The sequence below is a fragment of the Dactylosporangium sp. NPDC049140 genome (genome assembly GCF_040648435.1).
In genome coordinates this window covers 257,780-282,797 of record NZ_JBEZDS010000008.1, presented here as the reverse complement: position 1 = coordinate 282,797, position 25,018 = coordinate 257,780, and the positions used below count along the sequence as shown (strand labels likewise).

The 25,018-nt window shown below is 71.1% G+C and carries 25 protein-coding genes; 7 read left to right on the top strand and 18 right to left on the bottom strand.

All coding sequences use genetic code 11. The features are described from left to right. Window position 1: 1 nt before the first annotated feature. Window positions 2–2,524 carry a glycoside hydrolase family 9 protein gene (locus tag AB0B76_RS16595; RefSeq protein ID WP_360375491.1) on the bottom strand — a complete coding sequence of 841 codons (2,523 nt, stop codon included), beginning with the start codon at window positions 2,522–2,524 and terminating at the stop codon, window positions 2–4. A gap of 104 nt (window positions 2,525–2,628) precedes the next feature. Then, window positions 2,629–3,099, bottom strand: a complete 471-nt coding sequence (locus AB0B76_RS16590) for a DUF6328 family protein (RefSeq protein ID WP_360375412.1) — start codon at window positions 3,097–3,099, stop codon at window positions 2,629–2,631. Between the two features lie 126 nt (window positions 3,100–3,225). Between AB0B76_RS16590 and AB0B76_RS16585 the strand changes: the two genes are divergently transcribed. Beyond that, complete coding sequence (locus AB0B76_RS16585) at window positions 3,226–3,546, top strand: DUF6401 family natural product biosynthesis protein (RefSeq protein ID WP_360375410.1); 321 nt, start codon at window positions 3,226–3,228, stop codon at window positions 3,544–3,546. Window positions 3,547–3,583: 37 nt separating this feature from the next. Here the strand turns inward: AB0B76_RS16585 and AB0B76_RS16580 are convergent, their stop codons facing one another. The 3 genes from AB0B76_RS16580 to AB0B76_RS16570 are packed head-to-tail and all read right to left on the bottom strand — an operon-like array spanning window position 3,584 to window position 5,613. Then, the gene (locus AB0B76_RS16580) at window positions 3,584–4,774 is read right to left on the bottom strand and encodes an esterase-like activity of phytase family protein (protein ID WP_360375408.1); all 1,191 of its coding nucleotides are present in this window, start codon (window positions 4,772–4,774) and stop codon (window positions 3,584–3,586) included. 34 nt (window positions 4,775–4,808) lie between these two features. Further along, a complete protein-coding gene (locus tag AB0B76_RS16575; protein WP_360375406.1) occupies window positions 4,809–5,306 on the bottom strand; it encodes a hypothetical protein in 498 nt (165 codons plus the stop codon). A 1-nt stretch (window position 5,307) separates the two neighbouring features. Next, window positions 5,308–5,613, bottom strand: a complete 306-nt coding sequence (locus AB0B76_RS16570) for a CAP domain-containing protein (protein WP_360375404.1) — start codon at window positions 5,611–5,613, stop codon at window positions 5,308–5,310. A 350-nt stretch (window positions 5,614–5,963) separates the two neighbouring features. Here AB0B76_RS16570 and AB0B76_RS16565 point away from each other — a divergent pair, with 350 nt between their 5' ends. Together AB0B76_RS16565 and AB0B76_RS16560 are read left to right on the top strand one after the other, a co-directional pair. Next, on the top strand, window positions 5,964–6,164 hold the full coding sequence (locus AB0B76_RS16565; RefSeq protein ID WP_360375402.1) for a PspC domain-containing protein: 201 nt from the start codon (window positions 5,964–5,966) through the stop codon (window positions 6,162–6,164). 427 nt (window positions 6,165–6,591) lie between these two features. Next, window positions 6,592–6,909 carry a DUF6401 family natural product biosynthesis protein gene (locus tag AB0B76_RS16560; protein WP_360375400.1) on the top strand — a complete coding sequence of 106 codons (318 nt, stop codon included), beginning with the start codon at window positions 6,592–6,594 and terminating at the stop codon, window positions 6,907–6,909. Here the strand turns inward: AB0B76_RS16560 and AB0B76_RS16555 are convergent. The 13 genes from AB0B76_RS16555 to pdxH form a co-directional block, all read right to left on the bottom strand. Further along, window positions 6,900–8,618, bottom strand: a complete 1,719-nt coding sequence (locus AB0B76_RS16555; RefSeq protein ID WP_360375398.1) for an MFS transporter — start codon at window positions 8,616–8,618, stop codon at window positions 6,900–6,902. The genes AB0B76_RS16560 and AB0B76_RS16555 overlap by 10 nt on opposite strands. Before the next feature lie 324 nt (window positions 8,619–8,942). Beyond that, on the bottom strand, window positions 8,943–9,671 hold the full coding sequence (locus AB0B76_RS16550) for an LppX_LprAFG lipoprotein (RefSeq protein ID WP_360375396.1): 729 nt from the start codon (window positions 9,669–9,671) through the stop codon (window positions 8,943–8,945). A gap of 39 nt (window positions 9,672–9,710) precedes the next feature. Then, a complete protein-coding gene (locus AB0B76_RS16545; RefSeq protein ID WP_360375394.1) occupies window positions 9,711–11,186 on the bottom strand; it encodes a glycoside hydrolase family 3 N-terminal domain-containing protein in 1,476 nt (491 codons plus the stop codon). A gap of 97 nt (window positions 11,187–11,283) precedes the next feature. Then, window positions 11,284–11,748, bottom strand: coding sequence for a DUF4442 domain-containing protein (locus AB0B76_RS16540; protein WP_360375392.1), 465 nt, complete (start codon window positions 11,746–11,748; stop codon window positions 11,284–11,286). A 36-nt stretch (window positions 11,749–11,784) separates the two neighbouring features. Next, window positions 11,785–12,795, bottom strand: coding sequence for a hypothetical protein (locus AB0B76_RS16535; RefSeq protein ID WP_360375390.1), 1,011 nt, complete (start codon window positions 12,793–12,795; stop codon window positions 11,785–11,787). Between the two features lie 57 nt (window positions 12,796–12,852). After that, window positions 12,853–14,175 (bottom strand): ABC transporter ATP-binding protein, encoded by a 1,323-nt coding sequence (locus AB0B76_RS16530; protein WP_360375388.1) that lies wholly within the window; start codon window positions 14,173–14,175, stop codon window positions 12,853–12,855. Between the two features lie 160 nt (window positions 14,176–14,335). Next, complete coding sequence (locus tag AB0B76_RS16525) at window positions 14,336–15,130, bottom strand: DUF4230 domain-containing protein (protein ID WP_360375386.1); 795 nt, start codon at window positions 15,128–15,130, stop codon at window positions 14,336–14,338. A gap of 73 nt (window positions 15,131–15,203) precedes the next feature. Continuing rightward, window positions 15,204–16,376: an acyl-CoA dehydrogenase family protein gene (locus tag AB0B76_RS16520; protein WP_360375384.1), complete on the bottom strand. Its 1,173-nt coding sequence runs from the start codon at window positions 16,374–16,376 to the stop codon at window positions 15,204–15,206. Window positions 16,377–16,449: 73 nt separating this feature from the next. After that, window positions 16,450–16,740, bottom strand: coding sequence for a type II toxin-antitoxin system VapB family antitoxin (locus AB0B76_RS16515; protein ID WP_360375382.1), 291 nt, complete (start codon window positions 16,738–16,740; stop codon window positions 16,450–16,452). Window positions 16,741–16,797: 57 nt separating this feature from the next. Continuing rightward, window positions 16,798–17,415 carry a nitroreductase family protein gene (locus AB0B76_RS16510; protein WP_360375380.1) on the bottom strand — a complete coding sequence of 206 codons (618 nt, stop codon included), beginning with the start codon at window positions 17,413–17,415 and terminating at the stop codon, window positions 16,798–16,800. A 10-nt stretch (window positions 17,416–17,425) separates the two neighbouring features. Then, complete coding sequence (locus AB0B76_RS16505) at window positions 17,426–18,361, bottom strand: aldose 1-epimerase family protein (protein WP_360375378.1); 936 nt, start codon at window positions 18,359–18,361, stop codon at window positions 17,426–17,428. Between the two features lie 17 nt (window positions 18,362–18,378). After that, entirely contained in the window at window positions 18,379–19,641 is a 1,263-nt protein-coding gene (locus AB0B76_RS16500) for an MFS transporter (protein ID WP_360375376.1), read from the bottom strand. Further along, the gene (gene pdxH / locus AB0B76_RS16495) at window positions 19,638–20,255 is read right to left on the bottom strand and encodes a pyridoxamine 5'-phosphate oxidase (protein ID WP_360375374.1); all 618 of its coding nucleotides are present in this window, start codon (window positions 20,253–20,255) and stop codon (window positions 19,638–19,640) included. The genes AB0B76_RS16500 and pdxH overlap by 4 nt, the downstream gene beginning before the upstream one ends. 180 nt (window positions 20,256–20,435) lie before the next feature. Here pdxH and AB0B76_RS16490 point away from each other — a divergent pair, with 180 nt between their 5' ends. The 4 genes from AB0B76_RS16490 to AB0B76_RS16475 all read left to right on the top strand — a co-directional run bounded on the left by AB0B76_RS16490 (window position 20,436) and on the right by AB0B76_RS16475 (window position 24,982). Next, window positions 20,436–21,542, top strand: a complete 1,107-nt coding sequence (locus AB0B76_RS16490) for a citrate synthase 2 (protein WP_360375372.1) — start codon at window positions 20,436–20,438, stop codon at window positions 21,540–21,542. A 128-nt stretch (window positions 21,543–21,670) separates the two neighbouring features. Next, window positions 21,671–22,789, top strand: coding sequence for a phosphoserine transaminase (gene serC / locus AB0B76_RS16485; RefSeq protein ID WP_360375370.1), 1,119 nt, complete (start codon window positions 21,671–21,673; stop codon window positions 22,787–22,789). Window positions 22,790–22,895: 106 nt separating this feature from the next. Further along, complete coding sequence (gene sepH, locus AB0B76_RS16480; protein ID WP_360375368.1) at window positions 22,896–23,981, top strand: septation protein SepH; 1,086 nt, start codon at window positions 22,896–22,898, stop codon at window positions 23,979–23,981. Window positions 23,982–23,995: 14 nt separating this feature from the next. Further along, window positions 23,996–24,982 (top strand): aldo/keto reductase, encoded by a 987-nt coding sequence (locus AB0B76_RS16475; protein ID WP_360375366.1) that lies wholly within the window; start codon window positions 23,996–23,998, stop codon window positions 24,980–24,982. Window positions 24,983–25,018 lie beyond the last annotated feature (36 nt).

Genomic DNA, 25,018 nt, shown 5'->3' with positions numbered 1-25,018 from the left:
TCTAACCGCAGCGGAACGTCGCCGGGGCCGCGTTCGGGCCCCACGCCACGGTCCCGACGAGCAGGACCGTGGTCTGCTCGCCCGGCCTCAGCCGCGAGTCCCGCGGCGCCAGCTCGACGCTCGCGGCGGTCTGCGTCGCCGTGCCGTTCACGGCCAGCTCCACCTTCTGGGTGCCGGTGTAGGCGAAGCGCACCCGCACGTCGTTCAGCGTCTGCCGGCTCGTGTTGCGCACCGTCGCCTGCGCGATGAACACGCCGCCGAGGTTGAGCACGGTGCTGTACTGCACCGAGCACGCCGACGCCGCCGGCGCGCCGCCCTCGCCCTGGTCGGCCATGAACGAGGCCACCCAGGACAGCGTCGAGTTCCAGTTGATGGCGATCTCGTTCGTGGAGTACGAGTTGATGTCATCCACGTAGCAGAACTGCGGCGAACAGCCCTGCAGCAGCTTCTGCGCGAGCGGGTCCTGCAGGTTGGAGTTCGGCCCGCCCGCGAGGGAGCCCGCCGGCGGGTGCGGCAGCGCCGCGTTGAGCTGGTGCGCGTAGATGCGCGTGTGCTGGTTCTGCGACGCGCGCTCGCCGTAGCCCGTGACGTAGGACTGGTTGAGCGCGTTGCGGCCGAGCAGGTAGTCCATGCCGCTCGCGACCCCGTCGCGGAAGTCCGCCGACCCGGTCAGGTCGTAGGCGGTCGCGATGACGACGAGGTTGTTGAGCACGGCGCTGTTCGAGCCCCACTCGTACTTGCCGGTGCCGGGCGCGTACGCGATGCCGTACGGGTTGGCGCGCACCGTCGCGAGGTACCCCTTCGCGCCGTCCACCACGGACTGGCGCACCCGGTCGCGGTCCGGCAGGCCGTTGGGCACGGTCGCCAGGTCGAGCCGGCCCAGCGCGGCGGTGAAGCCCCAGCTGAAGCCCTCGGGCTTGAAGACGTCAGCGGTGTGCCACTTGGAGGTGGTGACCGCGTCGCGGTAGGTCTTCTCGCCGGTGCTGATGTACAGCTCCGCCGCCGCCCAGTAGAACTCGTCGGTCACGTCGGCGTCGTCGTACGCGCCTCCGCCGTTGCCGTCGCTGCCCAGGGCGTAGACCGCCGGGTGGGCCACCGCCGCCGCGTACGCCGTCCGGGACGCCGCGAGCAGCTTGGCCGCGAACGCCTTGTCGTACGGGGCGAAGAGCCGGGCGCCCTGCGCCGCCGTGGCCGCCAGGTTCAGCGTGGCCGCGGTCGACGGCGGGTGCAGCTCGCGCGGCTGCGGGTCGGCCGCCGGGTCGAGCGGCAGGCCGGTCCAGTTCTGGTCGTGCACCTTGTGGTGCACCATCCCGGCCAGCGGCTGGCCCGCGGGCACCTGCATGCGCAGCAGGAACTCGAGCTCCCAGCGGGCCTCGTCGAGCACGTCCGGCACCTGGTTGCCGTGCTCCGGCAGGCGCAGGGAGCCGTCGGCGAGCTCCTGGGGCTGGGCACTGGTGGCCACCTTCGAGCGCTCGAAGGTGCTCATCAGCTGGTACGCCGCGATGCCACCGTTGACGACGTACTTGCCGTGGTCGCCGGCGTCGTACCAGCCGCCGCGCACGTCCAGCCGGTAGTCGCACACGCCGGCCTGGCACGGCACGTCGGTGTCGCCCTGGTTCGGCGCGACGCCGAGGTGCCCGGCCTTGCGGCCGTACCCGGGCGCGATCGCGTCGGAGATCTCGATGCCGCTGCGCTGCACGTAGAACCAGGACAGCGCGTCGGCGCGCAGCTGCTCGTAGGAGCCGTTCGCGCCGATGTCGAAGGGCACGCTGGTCTCGCCGTCGGCGGTGAGCGTGAAGCCCTTCCCCTGGGTCTTGTACCGTGAGAAGTCGGCCGTCTGCACGTTCTGCCCGCTCGTGGCGTCGACCCCGCGCGGGGTCGTGGTGCCGCTCGCGACCACGGTGCCGGCGGCGTTGCGCAGCTGCCAGGGCAGGGCCGCGGTCGCCTCGGTCACGACGGTGGCCTGCTTCGGGCCGTTCGCGAGGTACCCGACCTGGTTGACCCGCACCCGCGGACCGGTGTCCGGCACGTACACGGGCGGCGGGGCGCCGCCCTGCAGCGAGACGTCGTCGACGCAGAAGGTGTAGGCGGACGCGCTGCCGCCGACCTGGAACGCGACCTGCCCACCGCCGGTGTCGGCGGCCGCGGTGAACGTGTAGCTGAAGTTCTGGGGCTCCGGGGTCAGCTGCGGGGCCTCCGAAATCTCCTGCGTGTACGGCGGGTCGGCGAGCTGCACGTTGGCGCGCACGGTGACCGGGACCGAGGCGCTGGCCGAGAACGCGAGACGGTACGACTCGCCGGCCTGCAAGGTGATCGCGTTCTGCCCGATGATGGCGTCCCACGGGTTGGTGGTGCCCGCGGGAATGTTGGCACACAGTCGCCCGTCGATGACGGACGCCGGCGAGTTCCCGGTCCACCACCACGGGTCGGTGCCGTTGTCGAAGGTACCGTTGACGATCTGTTCCGCTGGGTCGGCGTGGGCCACCGATGCGCTCAGCGGGACGACCAACAATGCCGCCGCAATGGCGATGGGTAATTTGCGCTGCACAGACACCCCTTTGGCGGAAAGACGGTGGGAGCGTTCCCAAGGTGTCTCAGCGCGGCGGGACTGTCAAGATGTGAAGCGCTTCAACGCTTCACGGTGGGCAGGATGTACCAGATCCCGATGAAAGCTGCAGCGAACGCGGCGCTCACGCCGACCGCCCAGGACATTCCCACGACGACCTGAAAGATCAGGAATATCGCGCCCACGATCGAGAGCCACAGAAACCAGAGGCCCACACCCGCGAGATTGCTGCTCGACTCGACCAGTTCCCGCTTGCGGCCGCGCCGGAAGAGAATGCGATGGTGGCTCACCGGCGCGATGAGGCACAGCGTGGACAGACCGGTGCACACCAGTGTGGCGATATAGGTGATCTTCTGTTCCGGGGACACTGTCGCGAATCGGTCGTTGAACGGCAGCGTCAGCAGGAACGCGAAGAGGATCTGCACGCCCGTCTGCGCGACCCGCAGTTCCTGGAGCAGTTCGGTCCAATTCCGGTCGAACCGCTCGTCGGGCGTCTCACCGCGCCGGTTCGTGGGCTCCTCGCGATCGGCCATGCGGGTCCAATTACCCACCGGACGAACCGGGCGAACCTGGCGGTTCGGCTCGTCCTGGCCCGGGCCCGGCCGGGTGCGGGCATGTCGGGGCTGTGCAAGCTTGCACGCTCGGCTTATCGTCGCGACGTGAGTGCCCCATTCGATGAGCTGACCGCCGGCCGCCGCGCCTGGATCGCGCGCGCCGGTCTGGCCGAGCTCGCCAACACCATCGGCCTCCCCGGCCGCGCGGCGATCGCCGGACGCCCCGACCTGCTCGCGCGGGTCGACCAGCACGCGGCCGCGATCCGCGACTCGCTCGGCGGGTCCCTGCTCGACCCGGTCGCCCTGGCCGGCTACTCGGCGGCGATCCGCGACGCGGCCCGCGACGCCGACGACCCTCTCGACGACTGGTCGCGCCCGACGTGGGCGATGCTGCGCCTGCTCGCGGTGTGCAGCCTGGTGCCGTAACTTCCACGGCTTCCCGGGCCGCACACCGCTGTTTGCATCAGCGCAGGAAACGCTTGTCCGCGTGCAGGTTGTCGGCCAGGCGGATGGTGATGAACTCGTCGTTGTCCGGCTGGCCCGCGGTGCGGCCGCTGGAGAACGGGAAGTTGTTGTCGTTCACCACGCCCAGCGTGCGGTCGTCGAGGATCACGACGTCCTCGATGGTCTGGAACGGGAACGTGAACGTGTCGGCCGAGCTGAACAGGTGGCGCGGGTCGGCGATGTTCATGAGGTCGGCGACCAGCGTCTTGTCCATCTTGCCGTCGTGGTTGCGGTCGCGCTTGTCGGCCAGGTAGATCCGCTTGAGCTTGGCGGTGGCGCCCTGGCCCTGGTCGCGCTCGATGATCAGGAACCGGTCGTCGTCGACGGCGATCGCGTCGCCGATCGAGTTGCTGGGGTCCTCCAGCTGGTACGTGTACACCTTGCCGGTGTACTTCTGCTTGCCCAGGTCGAACTCGTTGAAGCGCAGCGCACCGGCCGGGTCGCCGGCCACCGTGCCCTCCAGCAGCGGGTAGAGCGTGCGGCCGTCGGGCGACTGCGCCATGCCCTCGAAGCCCTTGCTGCTGTTCAGGTTCGGGTTGCCCTCGGGGTTCTCCGGCGCGCGCACGCCGGGCAGCGAGATCGGGGCCTGCAGCAGGCGCCCGGCCCGGTCGAAGTGCAGCAGGTACGGGCCGAACTCGTCGCCGATCCAGTACGAGCCGTCCTTGACCCGCTGGATCGACTCGATGTCGAAGTCGGCGCCGGTGAGCACCCTGTCCTTGCGGGTCAGTGCGAACGGTACGAAGCTGTTCGGGTCGGTCAGGTTGATGCCGCCCAGCACGTCGACGGTCTTGTTGCCGTAGTCGGGCGCCAGGTGGTGGATGCGCAGCACGAAGTCGCCGCTGTTGGCCTTGTTGCCGTAGCCGTTGTCGGAGATGACGTCGAACGTGCCGTCGCCGTTCTTGACGATGCCGCTGAAGCCCTGGATCGGCTGGTCGTCGAAGGGCGGGGTGATGCCGTTGGACGGGGTGCCGCCCAGCAGCGCACCGGAGGGGTCGCTCGCGGAGACGAACGTCGCCGCCGGCAGCTGGGCCCAGCCGGTGAGGGTCGCCCGGCCGTCGTGGCCCTCGTGGGCGCCGGCACTCGGCGCCGTGAGGGTGAGCGCCAGCGCGCCGATGCCTACGCCGAGGCCGACGCGTCGAAGATTCTTCATCGCCCGCACGGTAGGCAGGCGCAGTGAACCGCTCCTAGACTTTCTGTGTCATCTGCCCGAGCAGCGTATGTAGGCGGTTGACGATTCCCGGCCCATCGGTGATCTTGCCGCTGTCGACGTAGTACACGAACGACGCGCGCAGCACCAGGTCGCCGTCAGAGGTCTCGACGTACGCCTGGCCGTCATCGAAGAACGAGAACGTCCTGGCATCCACGTCCTTGGCCCCCTGTGCCGCGGCCTTGTCGTAGTCGACCTGCTCGGGCGCGGCCATGGCCGGGCGCAGGATGCTCAGGAAGATGTAGAACGCGCCGGACGAGCCGTCGACCGCGCACGCCTTGAGGCTCGCGGTGTCCCGGCGCTCCTTGCCGGCGGCGTTCTCGCCCAGCGCGGTCTTGTACTGCTCGTCGGTGGCGAGCGCGCACACGTCGACGGCGTCGTAGGCGGCCGCGTTGGACTTCGCCTCGGGCGGCTTGGCCGCCTGTTCGTCGCCGCAGCCGGCGAGCACCAGGGCGGCGCTCGCCAGCAGCAGCACTCTACGAAGAGTGAGGGTCACTCATGCTTTCTACACGCTGTTCACACTCGGCCGAAGTCCTGCGTCCAGTACGGGTGCCGTCCGCCTTGTAGGCCAGGCCGACGCCGACCGCCACGCTCGTGCAGTTGAGGATGTCGGCGCGGCGCCCCGGGCTGTTGATCCAGCCGGTGACCACGTCCTGCGCGGTGCGGTAACCCCACGCGATGTTCTCGGCCGAGGCACCGGCGGTGCACCCGGCCGCGACCTCGCGCTGCACGAAGTTGCTGCCGCCGGAGCCCGTGTGATCGAAGAAGTTCCTGCTGACCATGTAGCTGCTGTGCTTGCGCGCGGCGGCGACGAGGCGGCCGCGTCGTCCGCGGCGACGGCACCCACCGCCTCGACGACGTGCGCGACACCGGCCGAGACGGGCGCGGCGGGCGAACCGGGTCACTGGACGTAGGCCTTCCGTTCGGGAACAGGTGAGGTCTGACGCAGTGGGCATCGGGTCCGTCACGGTGGGTGTTAGCCGGTCAACCGGCAAGCAACGCGCGGCAACCGACCGGCTACCCGTGCGGAGCAATCCCTAGTGGTTGGGGCGCACGATTTCGGTCAAAGGTTGGAGGGAAGAACGCCCGGGCATTCCTACCGTTGGAGATACACATCGACGAAGGAGCGAGGATGTCCAGTCTCGTCAGGCCCCGTGACAACCGTTGGATCGCCGGCGTCTGCTCAGGCCTCGCCCGCCGCTTCGGCATTTCGCCCAACATCATGCGGCTGATCTTCGTCATCTCGTGCCTGCTGCCGGGCCCGCAGTTCGTGATCTACATCGTGCTGTGGGTGCTGATGCCGGACGAGTCCAAGGCCCGCAGCTACAACTGAGTCCGCCCTCCTCTCTCCACAGCGGACTCGGTGGCGGGGAACGGGGTGGCCCGGGGTGCGGCCCGGGCCACCGCCTCGCCTGGTGTTCGGCCCGATAAGTCGGGCGCTCCGCGCCTCGACTTATCGGATTTATCGCCTGCCGGGGTATAGGCCTGTCAGGTCCGAATATGACGGAGTCTCGTGTTGCCACCTGGCGTTCCCGCTCATCCCGCGCGGCGCCGGGCGTGTCGGCTTTCGCCCTCGCGGCGTTCACGGCGCTTGGGACGGGTCTGGTGCGCCGTGCGGTTGCTCTGCGGAACGCTCCCAACCCGCCACGCGGCCGGCCCGGGAGATGCGGGCACCGGGCGTTCGGGAGCGGCCCGGGTATTGCGGGGTGCGGGCCGGTTCAGGCGTTTCAGCCGGGTTCGCGACGGCCGAAGTCGGTGGCATGTCCAACGACACGAGCTACACCGCAGCCGGTAAGGGCGCCTTCGGAGACTACGCGGAGGCCACCCGCCGCAGCGTCGCGCGATCGACGCTCAACGGCCTCATGACCTGGCTCGGCGAGACCGGGCTGGCCGCGGCGCGCGAGTCCGCGGGCCTGCAGGCCGTGATCGACCAGCACGCCGCCGCCGTGCGCGACGCCCTCATCGAGGCCCAGTGGCAGCTGCCCCCGACGGCCGACATCGACTGGTCGAGCGTGGAGTGGCCGGCCCTGCGCCTGATCGCGATCTGCTCCCTCGCCCGCGCGGGCGGCTACGTCTGACCCACGGCGGACGCCGCCGTACGCCCGGGCAGGAGCAGAGCGCACACCGCCCCCAGCACGCAGATGACCGCGGTGGCGAGGAAGATCTCGCGGTACTCCGTGCGCAACGCCGCCTGCAGCGCCCCCTTGTAGGCGTCCAGGAGCCGGCGCTGCTCGTCCGGGGACTTGCCGAACACGAGCGGGAAGTTCAGGTGCGCGGTGAGCTCGTGGAATCGGTGCAGCCCCCAGGCGGTGAGCGCCGCGACCCCGATCAGCATGCCCATCATGCGCGCCACGACCACCGCCGACGACGCCACGCCGTGCTGGGCGGCCGGCGTCGCGCGCAGGATCGCCGACGACAGCGGGCCGATGACGAGCCCGAGCCCGAAGCCCGCGATCACGAGGTCGGTGTCGAGGCGGGGCAGGAAGCCCAGGTAGTGCCGGGACAGCACGTCGGCGGGCCAGCCGGCCACGAGAACGTACCCGGCCGCGGCCACCACCAGTCCCGCCACGGCGACCAGACGCTCCCCGAGGCGCGCCACCAGCCACCCGCCCAGGACCGCACCGACCGGCAGGGCGACCAGGAACCGGGTGAGCACCAGTGTCCCCTGCACCCCGCCGCGCCCGAGCAGCGTCTGAGCCACCAGCTCCACGTCGACCAGCGTCACCATCAGCGCCGCGCCCGCGCAGAAGCTGGCCCCCAGCGCGGCCAAGAACGGCCGCCGCCGCGCCCCGCGCAGGTCGACCAGCCGCGTACGCGCCCGCGCCTCCCAGAGCACGAACAGCAGCGCCACGCCCCCGGCCCCGGCGAGCGCCCACCCGCCCCACGGCGGCAGCACGGCGCGCTCGGGATCCGGGTTGTAGAGCGCCACCACCGCCGCACCGAGCGTCACGGCCAGCAACAACCCACCAACGACATCAGTTTTTCGCGGCGGTACCCCCTGAGCCCGCCCCGGCAACGCCGCCCACACGAGCACAATCGCAACCGCCGCAAGCGGAATGTTGAGCCAGAAGATCCCGCGCCACGAGCCGAAGAGCGCGGCGAGCCCGACCCCGTACAGCGGCCCGAGCACACTCCCGAGCTCCTGCGCGGCCCCGACGACCCCGAGCACGGCCGCCCGCCGCCGTTCGGCCCAGAGGTCCCCGGCCAGCGCGAGCGTAACCGGCAGCAGCGCCCCGCCGGCCAGCCCCTGCACCGCCCGCCCGCTCGCGAGCAGCCAGACGGAGTCTCCGGACGCCGCGGTGAGCGCCGACCCGCCCGCGAACCCGACCAGGCACCCGACGAGCACCGCCCGCCGCCCGAGCCGATCCGAGAGAGACCCGAGCAACGGCATCCCAGCGATGTACCCGAGCAGGAACAACGTCACGACCGGCGTAACGCGCTCGAGCCGATTGGTCGCAATGTGCAGCGCGTCGAGGATGTCGGTCAGCACCCCCACAACGACGTACGCGTCCAAAGCCGCCAGCAACACCGTGACCCCGCCGACCCCGATAGCCAGCCGCCGCCGGACCCGAACGCCGCCACTCCCAGCCGCCCCGCCCACGCCACTCCCAGCCACGGCGCCCCCGCCGCCGCCAGCGGCCCCGCCCGTGTCGCTCCCAGCCGCCGCGCCCGGGTCGCCACCGGCCCACGCGCCCGCGCCGGCCAGAGCCGCCTCGGCCACACCGCCACCCGTTCCCCCGCGCGCGCCGGTCCCGTCCGGGTCGCCACCCTCGTTCGCCACGCCCACGCCGCCACCCGCCCCCGCGCCGCCAACAACCGCCCCGCCCACGCCCAAAGCGCCCGCAGGCGCCCCCACTCCGTCCCCGGAAGCGGCGCCCGCATCCGCAACGTCCCCGCCGGCCGGCACCCCCGCGCCCCCGCGGGGAACCCCAGCCTCGCCACCGCCACCCGCGCTCACATCACTCCCCGCCGCCCTGACCAGCGCCAACACCGAAACCTACCGGCAATCCGGATATGTCGGATATGTCGCGGTGCGAAGCGCCCGACATATCCGGCTTCACGCCACGCGAAGCGGCCCACGCGTCCGGGGCGAGAGCGACGGCGAGCGGCATCACTTCGGCGGCGTGATCGTCACGGCGGCGTCGAACTCCGTGAAGGTGACCGTCACCGTGCCGCCCTTGGCGTCGCCCGTGCCCGGCAGGTCGAAGGTGGCCTTGAGCACGCGCGTGTTGTTCTTGGCGATCCACACCTTGCCCGGCACCGAGCCGGTCACGCCGGGGATGATCTTCGAGAGGTTCTCGGCCGGGAACTTGGCGCCCACACGGAACGTCGCCTGGCCGTCCACGCTCTCCGACGCCTCCGTCTTGCCGTCGGTCGCGGTGCTCAGCACCTTCGCGATGCCGCGCTCGGGGTCGAGGATCGCCGACGGGTCGTAGACCGACGCGGCCAGCGCGAGCGGGAGCTGCTGGTAGTCGCCGGTCGGGCCCTTGAGGTACATCGTCTGGCCCACGATCGTGAAGTTCAGGTCGGTCGTGGTGCCCATCTGCTCCACCTGCGCCGTGCCCTGGGCGTTGCCCTCCTTGGTGAGCACGCCCTCGGCGCGCTTGAGGGCCAGGCCCGCGATCGTGCCGTCGGCGGTGATGAGGAACTTGGCGGTCTTGATGCCGCCCATCGCCGTCGACGAGTCCTTGAGCAGGTTCTGGGCGGCCGGCAGGTCGGGGTCGGTCGCGGGCTGTGAGCTCGCCGTGCCGTCGGAGCAGCCGGAGAGCGCGACGACGGCGGCCGTCAGCGCGACGATGCCGGCGACGAGCAGACCGGGGCGGGACTGGGTGCGAGACATACCGGCATGCTAGACCGACACGGGTAACAACCCGGTGTCTCAGGGGCGTCCCGCGAGCAGCTCCGCCACCGCGCGTCCGGCCGCGGCCGTCGCGCCGAAGGTCGCGATGTGCACGTCACCCAGAGGCGCGGCCGGGACGCCCATCTCGACGACTATCGCATCGGGACGTACCGATAACGCGCCTTTGAGGGAATCCGTCATCCACGGATAGCGGTGCGGGTCCCGCACGACCAGCACGAGCGGGCGCCCGATCGAGGCCGCCAGCGCGTCGGGCAGGCCGTCCGGGGACGACAGCCGCACGCCCGTCGCCGGCACCAGCTCGGCCAGCGGCGCCAGCAGGCCCCAGGGGGTCTCGGGGGCGATGGCGAGGTTGAGCTGGGGCTGGAACTCGATCACGTGCGGCGCGGCGGCGAGCGGGAACAGCGCGTCGGGGGCGGAGATGCGCAGCGCGCGCCGGGCCGCGGACAGGCCGAGGGCGGCCGCGCGCGGGTCCGGGGCGATCTTCGGGGCCGCGACCGACCAGGCGGCCAGGCGGGCGACCCGCGCGGCGGCGTCGGCGAGCCGCTCCTCGGAGAGCTCGCCCGCGTGCACGGCGGCGACGATCGCGTCGCGCAGCATGATCGCGGTCTCCTCGTCGGCGTGTTCCCCGCCCACGCAGATGGCGTCGGCGCCGGCGGCGAGCGCGAGGACTGTGGCGTTGGCCAGGCCGTAGCGGTCGGAGATGGCGCGCATCTCGATGCCGTCGGTGACGATGAGGCCGTCGAAGCCGAGTTCGCCCCGGAGCAGGTCCGTCATGATCCGGCGGCTGAGCGTTGCCGGCATTTCGGGATCCAGCGACGGTACCCGCAGATGCGCGCTCATCACCGCCTGTACGCCCGCGGCGATGGCGGCCCGGAACGGGACCAGTTCGAGGGCGTCGAGCTCGGCGCGGCCGGCCTTGATCAGCGGCACGTCCAGGTGCGAGTCGACGCTGGTGTTGCCGTGCCCGGGGAAGTGCTTGGCGCAGGCGGCGACGCCGGCCTCCTGCAGCCCGATGATCCAGGCCGCGGTGTGCCGGGCCACGCGGTCGGGCTCGGCGCCGAACGCGCGGGAGCCGATGACCGGGTTGTTCGGGTCGTTGTTGACGTCCGCGTCGGGCGCGTAGTCGAGGGTGATGCCGGCCGCGGCCAGGTCGCGCCCGATGTGGCAGGCGACGTCGCGGGTCAGCGCCGGGTCGTCGATCGCGCCGAGCGCGAGGTTGCCGGGCCAGGGGCTGCCGGTGTGCGCGTCGATCCGCGTGACGTCGCCGGCCTCCTCGTCGATGGCGACGATGACGTCCGGCTTCTCGGCGCGCAGGGCGGCGGTCAGCGCGGCGACCTGGTCGCGGTCGACCACGTTGCGGGCGAACAGCGCGACGCCGCCCAGCCCTTCGGCGAGGCGGCGCCGGAGCCAGGGTGGTGGCTCTTTGCCCACGAATCCCGGCTGGAGCACGGCGTCGGCCATGCTCCCGAGTTCGACCCCCGTGCGTGCATCCATGCGTGACCCACCCTTCGCTTGGCGAAAATGGTCACATCACGGCTTGGTAATAGTCAAGAAACTTTCCAGTAGTTAACAGGGTCTTCCCAGTTCAGAACTACCCGTTCGGGCGGATCGTCCACACCACCGTCATGGTCGTTGTGACGGCGCCGTCGGCGCGGTTGATCTCGACGTGCACGGGAAACTCGGGGCGCCCGCCGGCGGTCAGCTCCTCGACGACCTCGCTCACCGGCCGGCCGAGGGTCGCGGTGGCGCGGACGGGGCCGCGGGCCAGCTTCAGGTACGCGATCTCCGACCGCACCGCCAGCGGCGTCCCCAGGTGCATGTACGGCCCGAACGCGGCCATCCCCACGGCCCCGGACGCGGTCTCGCCGAGCGTGAACAGGGCCCCGGCGTGCGGCCCGGCCACGTGGTTGTGCAGGCGCTCCTCGTCGGGGAGCGTCGCCACAGCCCGGACGGCGTCACCCTCGGCCTCCAGATCGGTGATCTCGATGCCGAGGGTGCGCGCGAACGGTACGGCCGCGATGAGGTTCGCGGCGACCGCCTTCATGTCGAGAGTCATGCCGGAGATGTTACCGGCGAGTAGGTCCGGCGGAGCTCAGGAGAACAGCCGACCGATCGCCCGGACGATCTCGACGTAGAAGTTGCCCTCGATCTGACGGAAGATCTGGAACGGCTCGTCCGGGGACCCGAAGAACGGCCGCAGCGTCCAGGCCAGCTGCGTGCCGACGAAGCCGAACAGCAGAATCCACACGTTGAGCAGGGTCATGCTGGCCGGCCGCTCCCCCGGCGGCAGGTCGACCGGGCGCGGCATGGGCCGCGGGGGCACCTGGATCTGCCGGTACAGCGGCAGCCCGTCCGGCCCCAGCGGCACGAGCGCCCCCGGCGGCAGGGGCGGGGACACGATGGTGGTGACGAGCCCGTTCGGCTGGACGGCCGGCGCGGAGGCCGCGACGGGCGCGGAGGCCGGGACCGCGGAGACCGGCGAGACGGCCTCGGACTCGGCCGGGACGGATCCGGCCGGGACGGGTTCGGACTCGGGGGCGGCGGCCGGGGCCGAGAGCGCGGCCAGGGCGGCGGCCGCCTCGCTCTCCTGGCGCTCCCGCTCCAGCCGCCGGGCCCGGGCCGTGGCCGCGGTGTGCTCGTTGAGCGAGCGCATGCCGCTGGTCAGGAACCGCAGGCCGACGAAGGCGGTGAGAGTGAGGATGCCGACGTTCAGGACCTTGTAGAAGTCGTAGCTGAACGCGGTGATGAGAAAGAACAGGCTGATCGGCGCGAACGCCAGCGAGAGCACCGACGTCACGGTGATCGTGACCATGACGAGCGACAATGCCTGCTTCACCTGGAGCCTGGCCCCGAAGACCAGGTTGAACAGGTACAGCGTGGGAAGGCAGATCGCCAGCGTCATGAGGAACAACAGCGGCAGCTTCACCGCCGAGAGCGCCGCCATCGCGACGCTGTGGGAGGCTCCGAGTACAGCTCCGTAGCAGGCCAGGGCTACTACGGAGCTGTACAGCATCTGCCTCGTCAGCTTGCCGAGCTCGCGCTCCTCACCGATCTGCCGCCAGATTCCCTCGCGGTCACGCAGGATGCGTTCGATGATGAGCAAGCCGGAACTGGATTCGCCATAGGCTGCCATCGGCGCAGGCTAAGCGACGCACATCACTCAGCGCCACCCCACGTCGATGCGTTGTCCCCTTTCGTCGAAAAAGTGCAGAGCTTCCATGCGCACAGCGACGGTCAAAGGATGACCATGCGTGACATTCGGGTACGGCGCCAGACGCACGGCCAGTTCGGCCGGGCGCCGGTGGTGCCGGCCCGGGTCGCTCAGCACGCTCTCCCGGTTCTGCGGACGGCGCTGGGTGCCGCCGCGGCCGTTGACGCCGGCCCCGACGAGCTCGTCCTCGCCGCCACGCCCGGTGAGCTTGGTGACGAACCGGCGCAGGCCGCCGCCGTTGATCGGGACGTCGGTCGGAGGCTTGCCGATCTCGTCGACGATCACGGCGGTCGCGCCGATGTCCAGGAACGCCAGCGACTCGTGACCGTGGTGCTCGAGGTACCGGATGCGGCCCCTCAGCACGTCACCCGTGGTCGAGTCCGGCACCGGGGTCAACGCCTCCGCCCGCACCCCGATGACGATGCGCTCGCCGTGGAAGTGCGCGACCTGACGCGAGCGCAGGTCGTTCCACGGCAGGTGCAGCACCTGGTCGCCCATGTGCAGCGCGATGTGGCGGTCGAGGTGGACGTACACCTCGGCCTCGAGCAGGTTCATCCGCGGGCTGCCCAGGAAGGCGGCCACGTAGAGGGTGGCCGGGCGGCCGTACACCTGCGTCGGCGTTCCCACGTCCTGCAGGACGCCCTTGCGCAGGATCGCGACCCGGTCGGCCATGGTGAGCGCCTCGGCCTGGTCGTGCGTGACGTAGATCGTCGTGACGCCGAGCTCCCGTACCAGGCCCGAGATCTCGGCCCGTAGCTCGGCGCGCAGACCACTGTCCAGGTTGGACAGCGGCTCATCCATGAGGAACAGCTTCGGCCGCCGCACTATCGCCCGCCCCATCGCAACGCGCTGGCGCTGACCACCCGAGAGCTGTCCGGGCTTGCGCGCGAGCACGTCGCCGATGCCCAGCGCGCTGGCCACCTCCGCGACCTGCTCGGCCCGCGGCTCGGGCTCGATACCGGACAGCCGCAGCGGGAACCCGATGTTCTCGCCTACCGTCATGTGCGGATAGAGCGCGAAGTCCTGGAAGACCATCGCGACCCCCCGCTCCCGCGGCGGCAGGTCGTTTGCCAGTTCCCCGTCCATGATGATCGCGCCGGAGGTGGGGTCCTCCAGCCCGGCCACCATGCGCAGCAGCGTCGACTTCCCGCAGCCGCTGGGACCGAGCAGCACCATGAACTCGCCCTGGCCCACATCCAAATTCACTCGGTCGACGGCAACCGTGCCGTCGGCGAAGACCTTCATAACATCTTTGAGTGCGACGGTAGCCACCGTCACCTCCACCCCAGGTCAGCAATTCGCGGTTCGGTCAGTTACCCCGAGTCAAATACTGTGATGAGGCGCACGCAAGTTGGTCCATCGGGTAAATGACCAGTGTTCAAGGCGTCACCGCGCAACTACTGTCGCGAAAGTTTCCTGGTGGTCCTCCGGGTCACCCGGCGGGGAAGTTCACCGTGACCGATGTGTAGCCAAGGGCTCCCAGGAACTGCTGCAGCATCTTGCGCGTGTTGTCCTCGGCGCGTTTCTGCAGGCCGGCGTCCTTGGCGGCGTCACCGATCTTCTGCTCGGCGAGCTTGTAGACCTCCTGGAGACGGTTCGGGTCCGAACTGAACGCGTCGCCGATGCGGTTGAAGACGCCGCGCTCCTCTTGATACACGTAACTGTGGTCGTTGTCGATCCGGACCGGCCGCAGCTGCGGGGCGGGCAGCGTGATCTCGGCCGTGCGGCGGTCCTCGGACTCCTTGACCGCGCCCTGGCCGATGCTGGAGAAGTCGACGTACACCTCGACCGAGCCCGCCGCCACGAACAGGATGCGCTCGTTGAGCAGGAAGTCCGGGATGTACTTGCGGTCCTTCTGCACATCGACGATGACCTGGAAGTTACCCTCAGCCGCGACGAACTGGTTGAGGTCCTGCACGGACTTGAGCAGCGCGGGGCCGGAGCGGTCGGTCTGCTCCTGGGCGAACGGGTTCTTCAGGCCGGGGAACAGCCCGATGGTCTTGGCGCCGAGCACGAGCGCGACGACCAGGCCGATGGCGGCCACGAGCCAGAACAGCCCGCGCATCGCGCCGCCGCCCTGCTTCAGGATCACCGGCTGAGGCGGCTCGGTCTTGCGCGGCTCCCGGTCGTCGCGCGGATCGAGGCGGTCGCCTATCTCCAGGCTTTTTCCAGGACCAGACGTGACCTCCGGGTACTCGGAGGTCTTCGACTCTTCGCTGTCGGCCATGCTGACTCCTGGATGGCGGCGGATCTACCTACCGACAACGGTAAGGGGCACAGTAAAGCCCCGCGAATCGATCTCAGCCGAACGCGGCGAGTCCCGTCAGGCGCTGGCCGATGACCAGCTGATGGATCTCCGAGGTTCCCTCGTACGTGAGGACCGTCTCCAGGTTGGCGGCGTGACGCATGACCGGGTACTCCGCGCTGATCCCGTTGGCCCCGAGGATCGTGCGGCACTGCCGGGCGATGCCGATCGCCTCGCGCACGTTGTTGAGCTTGCCCACGCTTACCTGCTCGGGGAGCAGCTTCCCGGCGTCGGCGAGGCGGCCCAGGTGCAGCGCGAGCAGGTAACCCTTCTGCAGCTCCACCGCCGCATCGGCGAGCTTGGCCTGGGTCAGCTGGAATCCGGCGATCGGCCGGCCGAACTGCTCCCGGGTGCCGGCGTAGTCCAGCGCGGTGTGCAGGCTGTCACGGGCCGCCCCCAGGGCGCCCCACACAATGCCGTAGCGCGCCTCGGTGAGGCACGACAGCGGCGCCTTCAGCCCGCGCGCGAGGGGCAGCTGGGCCGAGGCGGGCAGCCGGACCTCGTCGAGGAAGATCTGCCCGGTGCAGGATGCCCGCAGCGAGAGCTTGTGGCTCACCTCGCGCGCGCTGAATCCGGGCGTCCGCGTCGGTACCGCGAAACCGCTCACCCCGTCGTCGGTGCGCGCCCACACCACCGCCACGTCCGCGACGGGAGCATTGGTGATCCACATCTTGCCGCCGCTGAGCACCCAGTCGTCGCCGTCGCGCCGGGCCCGGGTCGTCATCGAGGCCGGGTCGGAGCCGTGATCGGGCTCGGTCAGCCCGAAGCAGCCGATCGCGTCGCCGGTCGCCATCCGGGGCAGCCACTCGGCCTTCTGCTCCTCGGAGCCGAACTTCCAGATCGCGAACATCGCCAGCGACCCCTGCACCGACACCAGGCTGCGCACGCCGGAGTCGCCGGCCTCGAGCTCCAGGCACGCCAGCCCGTAGGCCACGGCGCTCGCCCCGGCGCACCCGTAGCCCTCCAGGTGCATGCCGAGCAGCCCGACCCCGGCCAGCTCCTTGGCCAGCTCCCGGACGGGCACGACACCCCGCTCGTACCACTCGGCCACGTTGGGCCGGACGTGGTCGTCGACGACCCGGCGCACCAGCGCCCGGATCGCCAGCTCCTCCTCGGAGTGCAGTCCGTCGATGTCGAGCAGGTCGAGGGGGCGCGCCGGTGTCGTCACGCCCCCAGAATATGCACACCGCCTGCTTCATGACCGGGCATGGCGCAGCCCGGCCTCAGTCATGAAGCAGGCGCTATGCCTGCAGGACCCGGGCGTGGATCGAGGTTCGCTGCTGCAGCGCCGCACGCAGCGCCCGGTGCAGCCCGTCCTCCAGGTAGAGCCCGCCGTCCCACTGCACGACGTGCGGGAACAGGTCGCCGTAGAACGTCGAGTCCTCCGCGAGCAGGTGGTCGAGCGCCAGCTCCCGCTTGGTGGTGATGAGCTGGTCGAGCCGCACCGGCCGCGGCGGAATCTCGGACCACTGTTTCAGCGTGAGCCCATGCTCCGGATACGGCCGACCCTCCCGGACCGCCTTGAAGATCATGAACGCGTCACCCCCCTGACCGTGCCAGGGTACCGACTGGGTGCGACAAGAACCGCCTCACGAGACCGGCCGGTTACCCCAGTTGCCGCGGTGCGTGACGCTCGGTGACTCCCGCCGGCCCCGCTTGAGCGACGGCGACTTCTTGTCCTGCGCGCGGAAGCCGATGGTCATGGCCCCGATCGGGGTGTACGCCTCCGGGACCCCGAACTCGACCCGGAACTGCGGGATCCGGTCCGGGGTGATGCCGAAGAAGCACGCCCCCAGACCCTCGTCGACCGCGCCGAGCAGCACGAGCAGGCTCGCCATCCCGGTGTCGATGTGCCAGTAGGGCACCGGCCACCGGGCCTCGTCGCGGTCGGTCCAGCCCTTGTCCGGCTGCGCATAACGGTCGAGGTAGGCGTCGCGGTGGCTCAGCGGCACGACGATGACGGGCGCCTTGGTCATGCCCTCCATCCAGCCCGTCGGCGGCTGCTCCTCGGGCGTCGTGACGGTCCAGAACCGCTCGACGTCCCCGGGGGTGTCGAGCAGCAGGAACTCCCAGCCCTGGGAGAAGCCCGCCGACGGGGCGTGGGTGGCGTAGCCGAGCAGCCGCTCGACGGCCTCCGCCGGCACCGGACGGTCGGGGTCGTAGTTGCGCACCATCCGCCGCCGGCGGATCACCTCGGAAAGCTCCACGAAGTGCAGCCTAGATCGCGCGAATTCCCCACGTACCGCGCCAGGTCGAACCGGGCTCGAGGATCACCACGTCGCGGCCGGAGCGGAAAGCGTCCGGCGGGCAGGTCATCGGCTCGATCGCCAGGGCCTTGCGCAGCCGGTCGGTCGGGAGCGTGTCGGAGGAGTACACCTGCCACCAGGTGAAGGCGGCGTCGGCCCAGACGGTCACCCCGCGGCCGTCGGGCGCGGTGATCTCCACCTCCGAGCCGCCGTCGGGGCCGGCGTCCACATCGCCGAAGGCGGTGTCGAGCACGGTGGCGCCGAGCCGGCGGCCTTCCACGAAGTCGTACTCGGTGCCCGTCACCCGCGCCGCGCCGATGGGCAGCAGGCGCACGTCGACGAGGACGCGGCTGCGGGCCGGCACGCGCAGGGTCAGGTCGTCCACCGGCACGCCCGGCACGAGGACGTACGGGTGCGTGGCGAGCCCGAACGGGGCCGCGGTGCCGCCGTTGTTCGTCACCTCGTGCTCGGCGCGCAGGCCGTCCTCGCTCACCGACCAGGTGGTGCGCAGGCGCAGCGGCCACCGGTACCCGGGCTGGGGCACGATGTCGTGCTCGACGGTCACGCGGTCCTCGGCGACGTCCACGGCGGTCCAACGCGTCCAGTTCACGAGCCCGTGGATGGCGTTGTGCCGCTCCGGCTCGGTGAGCGGCAGCTGGTAGTGCTCGCCCTCGAACGCGTACTGCCCGTCGCGGATCCGGTTCGGCCACGGGGCCAGCACCTGCCCGGCGCTGCCGACGGCGTGCTCGCGCTCCTCATAGCCGGAGACGACGTCGCGCCCATCCGAGGTGAAGGTGCGGACGCCACCGCCCACCTCCACGATGACGGCCTCCTGGCCGCCGGAGCGGATCGTCCACTGTGTACCCGAGGGCGCCTGCTGTAGCTGCGCGGCGGCGGCGGTTTCCATGGTCAGTGACAATATCGTCACCCCGTCGAGTCGGTGTAGCGGAGGAGGACCGGGAACGCCGCCGCGAGCAGCACCGCCACCACGGCGGCCGCGATGCCGCCGGCGACCCAGGAGAACGTCGAGCCCGCCACGTCGGCCACCGATCCGGCCCGAAGGTCACCCAGACGTGGACCTCCGGCGACCACGGCGAAGAAGACGCCCTGGAGCCGGCCGCGCATCTCGTCGGGCGCGCTGAGGAGCACGGTCTGGCGGTACACCCCGCTGATCATGTCCGCCGCCCCGGCCAATGCCATGAAAGCTACACACGCCCACAGCCATGGCACCGCCCCGGCCGCCGCGACCGCGAGCCCCCAGCCGACGACGGCGCCCACGAGCGCCACACCGCGGCGGTGCACCCGGTTGATCCAGCCCGACGTGAGCCCGGCCAGCACGGCGCCGATCGCGATCGAGGAGTACAGCCAGCCCAGCGAGGCCGCCCCGAAGCGCTCGTCGGCGACGACCGGGAACAGCGCCTTGGGCATGGCCAGCACCATCGCGGCGATGTCGATGGCGAAGGTGAGCAGGATCAGGCGGTGCCCGGCCAGGAAGCGCAGCCCCACGCCGATGTCGCGCAGGCCGGCCGACTGCTTCTCGCCGGTGGGGGGCAGGGCGGGCAGGCGCAGCGTGGCCCACAGCACCACCGTGAACAGCACGGCGTCGACCGCGTAGGCGGCCGAGAAGTCGACCGCGGCGATGATGATGCCGGCCCCGACCGGGCCGCCGATCGCGGCCACGTTCGACACGGTGAAGCCCAGCGTGTTGGCCGAGGCCACCTCCTCGGAGCCGACCAGCGACGGGATGATCGCCTGGCGCACCGGGCTGTTGATGCCGAACGCGGCCGACTGGGCGGCGATGAGCCCGAGCATCAGCCAGGCGTTGTTCAGGTGCAGCACGGCCTGGACCAGCAGCCCGAGCGTGGTCAGCCACATCAGGACCGAGCTGGTCAGCAGCACCTTGCGCCGGTCGTAGGCGTCGGCGATGGCGCCGCCCCAGATCGAGAAGACGATGAGCGGGACGAGGCCGACGAAGCTGGCCACGCCGACCCACAGCGAGGACTTCGTGATGGCGTAGACCTGCACGGGTACGGCGACGGCGGTGAACTGCACGCCGAAGAAGGACACCGCGTTGCCGACGAAGATGCGGCGGTACGCGCTGTGGCGCAGCGGCCGGATGTCGATCGCGTGCCGGCGCAGCCACCCCTTGCGCTCGGTCTGCTGATGTTCGTCCTCGACCGCGGTCACGGCGCGAGCCGCTCGACCCGGGTCACGCCGTCCGCGGTGACATACCGCAGCCGGTCGTGCAGCCGGCTCGCCCGGCCCTGCCAGAACTCGACCTCGTCGGGAGCGACCCGGAACCCGCCCCAGTGCGGCGGCGCCTCGATCGGCCCATCGCCGAAGCGGCGCTCGGCCGCCGCCAGCCAGCCCTCGATGTCGGCCCGGGAGCCGATCACCGTCGACTGGGGGCTCGCCCAGGCGCCGAGCTGGGCCCCGCGCGGGCGCACCGCGAAGTACTCCTCGGTCTCCTCCCGCGGGATCTTCGTGACCGTTCCGCCGACGATTACCTGGCGGTGGAGGTGGTACCAGGGGAAGACCAGCGTCGCCCGCGGGTTCCCCGCAAGATCGTGTCCCTTGCGCGAGTCGTAGTTCGTGAAGAACGTAAAACCGCGCTGGTCGTACGCCTTGAGCAGCACCGTGCGCGCGGAAGGCCGGCCTTCCGCCGTGGCGGTGGCCAGCAGCATCGCGTTCGGCTCGGGAAGGCCGGCCTCGAGGGCGTCGGCGAACCAGGTGGCGAATTGGTCGAACCACGAAGCGGCGAGCTTTTCCTCGGCCAGTTCGCCGGTGTACTCGGTACGCATGCGGGACAAATCTTGCGGTGATGTGCTGGGTGTCACGCCCACATCCTTCCTCCGGAGATCGGATTTGCGTGAAGATGTGTCGTGCAGGACACATTTGAGCCAACGTTCAGTCGGCAGTCGCCACGCTCCTGGGCGAAGATGGCTGGAGGTTGACACCCCGATTTCATGCAGGAGTGCGTCATGTCCGATTTCAAGCCGGGACTCGAGGGCGTGATCGCCTTCGAATCGCAGATCGCTGAGCCCGACAAGGAAGGCGGCGCCCTGCGCTATCGCGGCGTCGACATCGAGGATCTCATCGGCCAGGTGTCCTTCGGCAACGTTTGGGCATTGCTGGTCGACGGGAAGTTCGGCCCCGGCCTGCCGCCCGCCGAGCCGTTCCCCGTGCCCGTCCACTCCGGCGACATCCGCGTCGACGTGCAGTCCGCGGTCGCCATGCTCGCCCCGTACTGGGGCCTGGGCCAGCTGCTGGACATCGAGACCCCGCAGGCCCGCGAGGACCTGGCCCGGGTCAGCGTCACCGCGCTCTCCTTCGTCGCCCAGGCCGCCCGCGGCCTCGGGCTGCCGGCCGTGCCGCAGAAGGAGATCGACAAGGCCGAGACCATCGTCGAGCGGTTCATGCGCCGCTGGCGGGGCGACCCCGACCCGCGGCACGTCAAGGCCGTCGACGCGTACTTCATCTCCGCCGCCGAGCACGGCATGAACGCCTCCACGTTCACCGCCCGCGTGGTCGCCTCCACCGGCGCCGACGCGGCCGCCTGCATCTCCTCGGGGATCGGCGCCCTGTCCGGCCCGCTGCACGGCGGCGCGCCGTCGCGGGTCCTCGGCATGATCGAGGCGGTCGAGCGCAGCGGTGACGCCGAGGGCTACGTCAAGAGCGTCCTCGACCGCGGCGAGCGCCTGATGGGCTTCGGGCACCGCGTGTACCGGGCCGAGGACCCCCGCGCCCGCGTGCTGCGCCGCACCGCCAAGGAGCTCAGCGCGCCCCGCTTCCAGGTCGCCGAGGCGCTGGAGAAGGCCGCGCTGGCCGAGCTGCACAGCCGCCGCCCCGATCGCGTGCTCGCCACCAACGTGGAGTTCTGGTCGGCCGTCGTCCTGGACTTCGCCGAGGTACCGGCGCACATGTTCACGTCGATGTTCACCTGCGCCCGCGTGGCCGGGTGGAGCGCGCACATCCTCGAACAGAAGGACCTGGGCCGGCTGGTGCGGCCGTCGGCGACGTACGTCGGGCCGGCCCCGCGCAAGCCGCAGGACGTCGAGGGGTGGGACAAGGTCACCCACGGCGTCTGACCGTGTAGCGGTCCGGGGCGAAGCGGAGGCGCCGCGTGTGACGAAGGTTAATTTTCCCAGGGGTGCGGCGCAGAAGGTGGCAGGATCCGCGAGGTACCCGCTCGCCCGCCGCACCCCGGAGTACTCACATGGCTGAAATCCGCATCCCCGACGAGATCAAGCCCAAGGACGGCCGCTTCGGCTCCGGCCCGAGCAAGGTGCGGCCCGAGGCCCTGCAGGCCCTCGCGGCCGTCGCCTCGACGTGGATGGGGACGAGCCACCGCCAGAAGCCGGTCCGCGACCAGGTCGCCCGGCTGCGCCGCGGCCTCGCCGAGCTGTTCAGCCTGCCCGAGGGCTACGAGGTGGTGCTCGGCAACGGCGGCAGCACCGCGTTCTGGGAGGTCGCGGTCTTCGGCCTGATCCGGGACCGGGCCCAGTTCGCCAGCTTCGGCGAGTTCGGCGCCAAGTTCGCCTCGGCGGCCAGGAAGGCCCCGTTCCTGGGCGAGCCGACCGTGATCAAGGCCGACCCGGGCACCGGCGCGTTCCTGCGTGCCGAGGAGGGCGTCGACGCGTACTGCTCGCCCCACAACGAGACCTCGACGGGCGTCGCGGTGCCGGTGCAGCGGCTGAGCGGTACCGACGCCGGCTCTTTGCACTTGACCGACGGGACGTCGGGCGCCGGCGGGCTCGACCTCGACGTCAGCCAGACGGACGTGTACTACTTCGCGCCGCAGAAGGGCTTCGGCTCCGATGGCGGCCTGTGGATCGCCCTCATGTCGCCGGCCGCCATCGCGCGGGCCGCCGAGATCAAGGAGTCGGGCCGCTACATCCCCGACTTCCTCGACCTGCAGACCGCCATCGACAACTCGCGGCTCGAGCAGACCTACAACACCCCGGCCCTGGCCACCATCTTCATCGCCGCCGAGCAGGTCGACTGGATGCTGGCCGGCGGCGGGCTCTCCTTCGCCGCCAAGCGCAGCGAGGAGTCGGCGGCGCTGCTGTACGGCTGGGCCGAGCGCTCCAGCGTGGCGACCCCGTTCGTCGCCGACCCGGCGGTCCGCTCCAACGTGGTCGGCACGATCGACTTCGTTGACTCGATCGACGCGACGGCCATCTCCAAGGCGTTGCGCGCGAACGGGATCGTGGACACGGAGCCGTACCGCAAGCTGGGCCGCAACCAGCTGCGCGTCGCGATGTTCCCGGGCGTCGACCCGGCGGACGTGGAGGCGCTGACCGTGTGCATCGACCACGTGATCGAACGGCTCTGATCAGCTTTTTGTCGGCGCGGCGCACGTGACGCCAGCTAGGGTTGCCGTACTGTGACCGGAAGGCGCCGGCCGATGGCGCCTGATGCGGGTGGGACGGAGGCACGCGATGCGGCCTGTGCGATTCGTCGCCCTCTCGGAGGACGGCCAGGCGTTCGTTCTTGCCGACGAGGTTGGGCGACTGCTGGCGCTGCCCATCGATGACCGTGTCCACGGCGCCCTGCGCGCCGACCACAGCCACCCGACCAGCACGCCCGAGACCGGCTCCTCGCAGCTCGCGCCGCGCGACATCCAGGCCCGCATCCGCTCCGGCGAGTCGGCCGAGGAGGTCGCGCGGGTCGCCGGCGTGCCCGTCGACCGGGTGCTGCGCTACGCGGGCCCGGTGCTGCAGGAGCGGGCCATGCTCGCCCAGCACGCCCGGCGGACGCGGCTGAAGACCTCGGATCGGGGCTCGTCCCTGGCCGAGGTCGTCGACACGCGCCTCGGGCAGCACGGCATCGACACGGAGAAGATCTCCTGGGACGCGTACCGCCGCGAGGACGGCACGTGGCGCATCACCGCGACCTGGCCGAGCGGCAAGGCGACGGCCCAGGCGGTCTGGGAGTTGGACAAGGCCCGGCAGCTGGTCGCGCCGCACGACGACATGGCGCAGTACCTGTGCACCGAGCGCGGCCCCAACGCCCTCGGCGCGGAGCCGCCCGCGCCCGAGCGCGCGCTGCCCAGCCGCGGCGAGACCAGCCGCGGCGACCTCGGCCTGCGCACCGACTCGATGCGCGGCGGCGGCCACGAGCCCATGCGCCCGTCCGCGCCGGAGCGCCGCCCCGGCGGCCGCACGCTCGGCAACGACCCGATCCGCGCCGGGCGCGACGCGCTGCTGGCCTCGCTGGACCGCCCGCTCGGCTCGCAGCCGGGCGCCGAGGCGGCCCCGGTCGTCACGCCGCCGGCCAAGCACGAGAGCCGCGCCCGCGGGGCCGCCGCGCTGATCGGCCGCTCCCCGTTCGACGAGGACACCGACCAGGCCAAGGAGGTGCCGGCGGTCCCGTCGCTGGCCGTCCTGCGCCCGCGGCGCAACACGACCTCGGCGGCGAACGCGGTCGAGCAGCCCTCGGCGGCCAACGAGAAGCCGCGCAAGCGCCTGCCCAGCTGGGACGACGTGCTCTTCGGCGGCGCCCCGGCGGCCCGGGAGACTTCCTGAGTAGGTTGGTGTCCATGGAGTACACCAACCTCGGGCGCACCGGCCTGTCCGTCAGCCGGCTCTGCCTGGGCACCATGAACTTCGGGCCGAAGACCACCGAGCCCGACAGCTTCGCGATCATGGACCGCGCGCTGGAGCACGGCATCAACTTCTTCGACACCGCGAACGTGTACGGCTGGAAGACCGGCGAGGGCATCACCGAGAACATCATCGGCAACTGGTTCGCCCAGGGCGGTGGCCGGCGCGAGAAGGTCGTGCTGGCCACCAAGGTCTACGGCAAGATGCAGGAGTGGCCCAACGGCCAGGGCCTCTCCGCGCGGCACATCGTCGCCGAGGCCAACGCGTCCTTGCGGCGCCTGCAGACCGACTACATCGACGTGTACCAGATGCACCACATCTCCCGCAGCACGCCCTGGGAGGAGATCTGGCAGGCGATGGAGCTCCTTGTCGCCCAGGGCAAGGTGTTGTACGTCGGGTCCTCCAACTTCGCCGGCTGGCACATCGCGGCCGCGCAGGAGTCGGCGAAGGCGCGCCACTTCCTGGGCCTCGTCGCCGAGCAGTGCATCTACAACCTCATGGCCCGCACGGTCGAGCTCGAGGTGCTGCCGGCCGCCCGTCAGTACGGCCTCGGCGTCATCCCGTGGTCCCCGCTGCACGGCGGCCTGCTGAGCGGCGCCCTTGCGAAGATCGCCGCGGGCGCGGCCGGCCGCAGCGGCGAGGGCCGCTCCGCCGAAGACCTGGAGAAGCACCGCGGCGCGATCGAGCAGTTCGAGAAGCTCGCGGCCGAGCTGGGCGCCGACCCGTCCAACCTGGCCCTGGCCTGGCTCCTGGCCCAGGACGGCGTGACGGCCCCGATCATCGGCCCGCGCACGCTCGAGCAGCTGGACAGCACGCTGGGCGCGCTGTCGCTGGAGCTGTCGCAGGCGACGCTGGACCGGCTGGACGAGATCTTCCCGCCTGTGGGCAAGGGCGGTCCCGGCCCGGAGGCCTGGGCCTGGTAGTTCGTTTGTCTTCGGCGTCGGTCCCAGCCGGACCGG

Excerpts from the sequence above, each read along its gene's own strand:
- AB0B76_RS16590 (WP_360375412.1), bottom strand. The coding sequence starts at position 3,099 with ATGGCCGATCGCGAGGAGCCCACGAACCGGCGCGGTGAGACGCCCGAC.
- AB0B76_RS16580 (WP_360375408.1), bottom strand. The coding sequence starts at position 4,774 with ATGAAGAATCTTCGACGCGTCGGCCTCGGCGTAGGCATCGGCGCGCTG.
- AB0B76_RS16570 (WP_360375404.1), bottom strand. The coding sequence starts at position 5,613 with ATGGTCAGCAGGAACTTCTTCGATCACACGGGCTCCGGCGGCAGCAAC.
- AB0B76_RS16565 (WP_360375402.1), top strand. The coding sequence starts at position 5,964 with ATGTCCAGTCTCGTCAGGCCCCGTGACAACCGTTGGATCGCCGGCGTC.
- AB0B76_RS16560 (WP_360375400.1), top strand. The coding sequence starts at position 6,592 with ATGTCCAACGACACGAGCTACACCGCAGCCGGTAAGGGCGCCTTCGGA.
- AB0B76_RS16550 (WP_360375396.1), bottom strand. The coding sequence starts at position 9,671 with ATGTCTCGCACCCAGTCCCGCCCCGGTCTGCTCGTCGCCGGCATCGTC.
- AB0B76_RS16545 (WP_360375394.1), bottom strand. The coding sequence starts at position 11,186 with ATGGATGCACGCACGGGGGTCGAACTCGGGAGCATGGCCGACGCCGTG.
- AB0B76_RS16540 (WP_360375392.1), bottom strand. The coding sequence starts at position 11,748 with ATGACTCTCGACATGAAGGCGGTCGCCGCGAACCTCATCGCGGCCGTA.
- AB0B76_RS16525 (WP_360375386.1), bottom strand. The coding sequence starts at position 15,130 with ATGGCCGACAGCGAAGAGTCGAAGACCTCCGAGTACCCGGAGGTCACG.
- AB0B76_RS16515 (WP_360375382.1), bottom strand. The coding sequence starts at position 16,740 with ATGATCTTCAAGGCGGTCCGGGAGGGTCGGCCGTATCCGGAGCATGGG.
- AB0B76_RS16505 (WP_360375378.1), bottom strand. The coding sequence starts at position 18,361 with ATGGAAACCGCCGCCGCCGCGCAGCTACAGCAGGCGCCCTCGGGTACA.
- pdxH (WP_360375374.1), bottom strand. The coding sequence starts at position 20,255 with ATGCGTACCGAGTACACCGGCGAACTGGCCGAGGAAAAGCTCGCCGCT.
- AB0B76_RS16490 (WP_360375372.1), top strand. The coding sequence starts at position 20,436 with ATGTCCGATTTCAAGCCGGGACTCGAGGGCGTGATCGCCTTCGAATCG.
- serC (WP_360375370.1), top strand. The coding sequence starts at position 21,671 with ATGGCTGAAATCCGCATCCCCGACGAGATCAAGCCCAAGGACGGCCGC.
- sepH (WP_360375368.1), top strand. The coding sequence starts at position 22,896 with ATGCGGCCTGTGCGATTCGTCGCCCTCTCGGAGGACGGCCAGGCGTTC.
- AB0B76_RS16475 (WP_360375366.1), top strand. The coding sequence starts at position 23,996 with ATGGAGTACACCAACCTCGGGCGCACCGGCCTGTCCGTCAGCCGGCTC.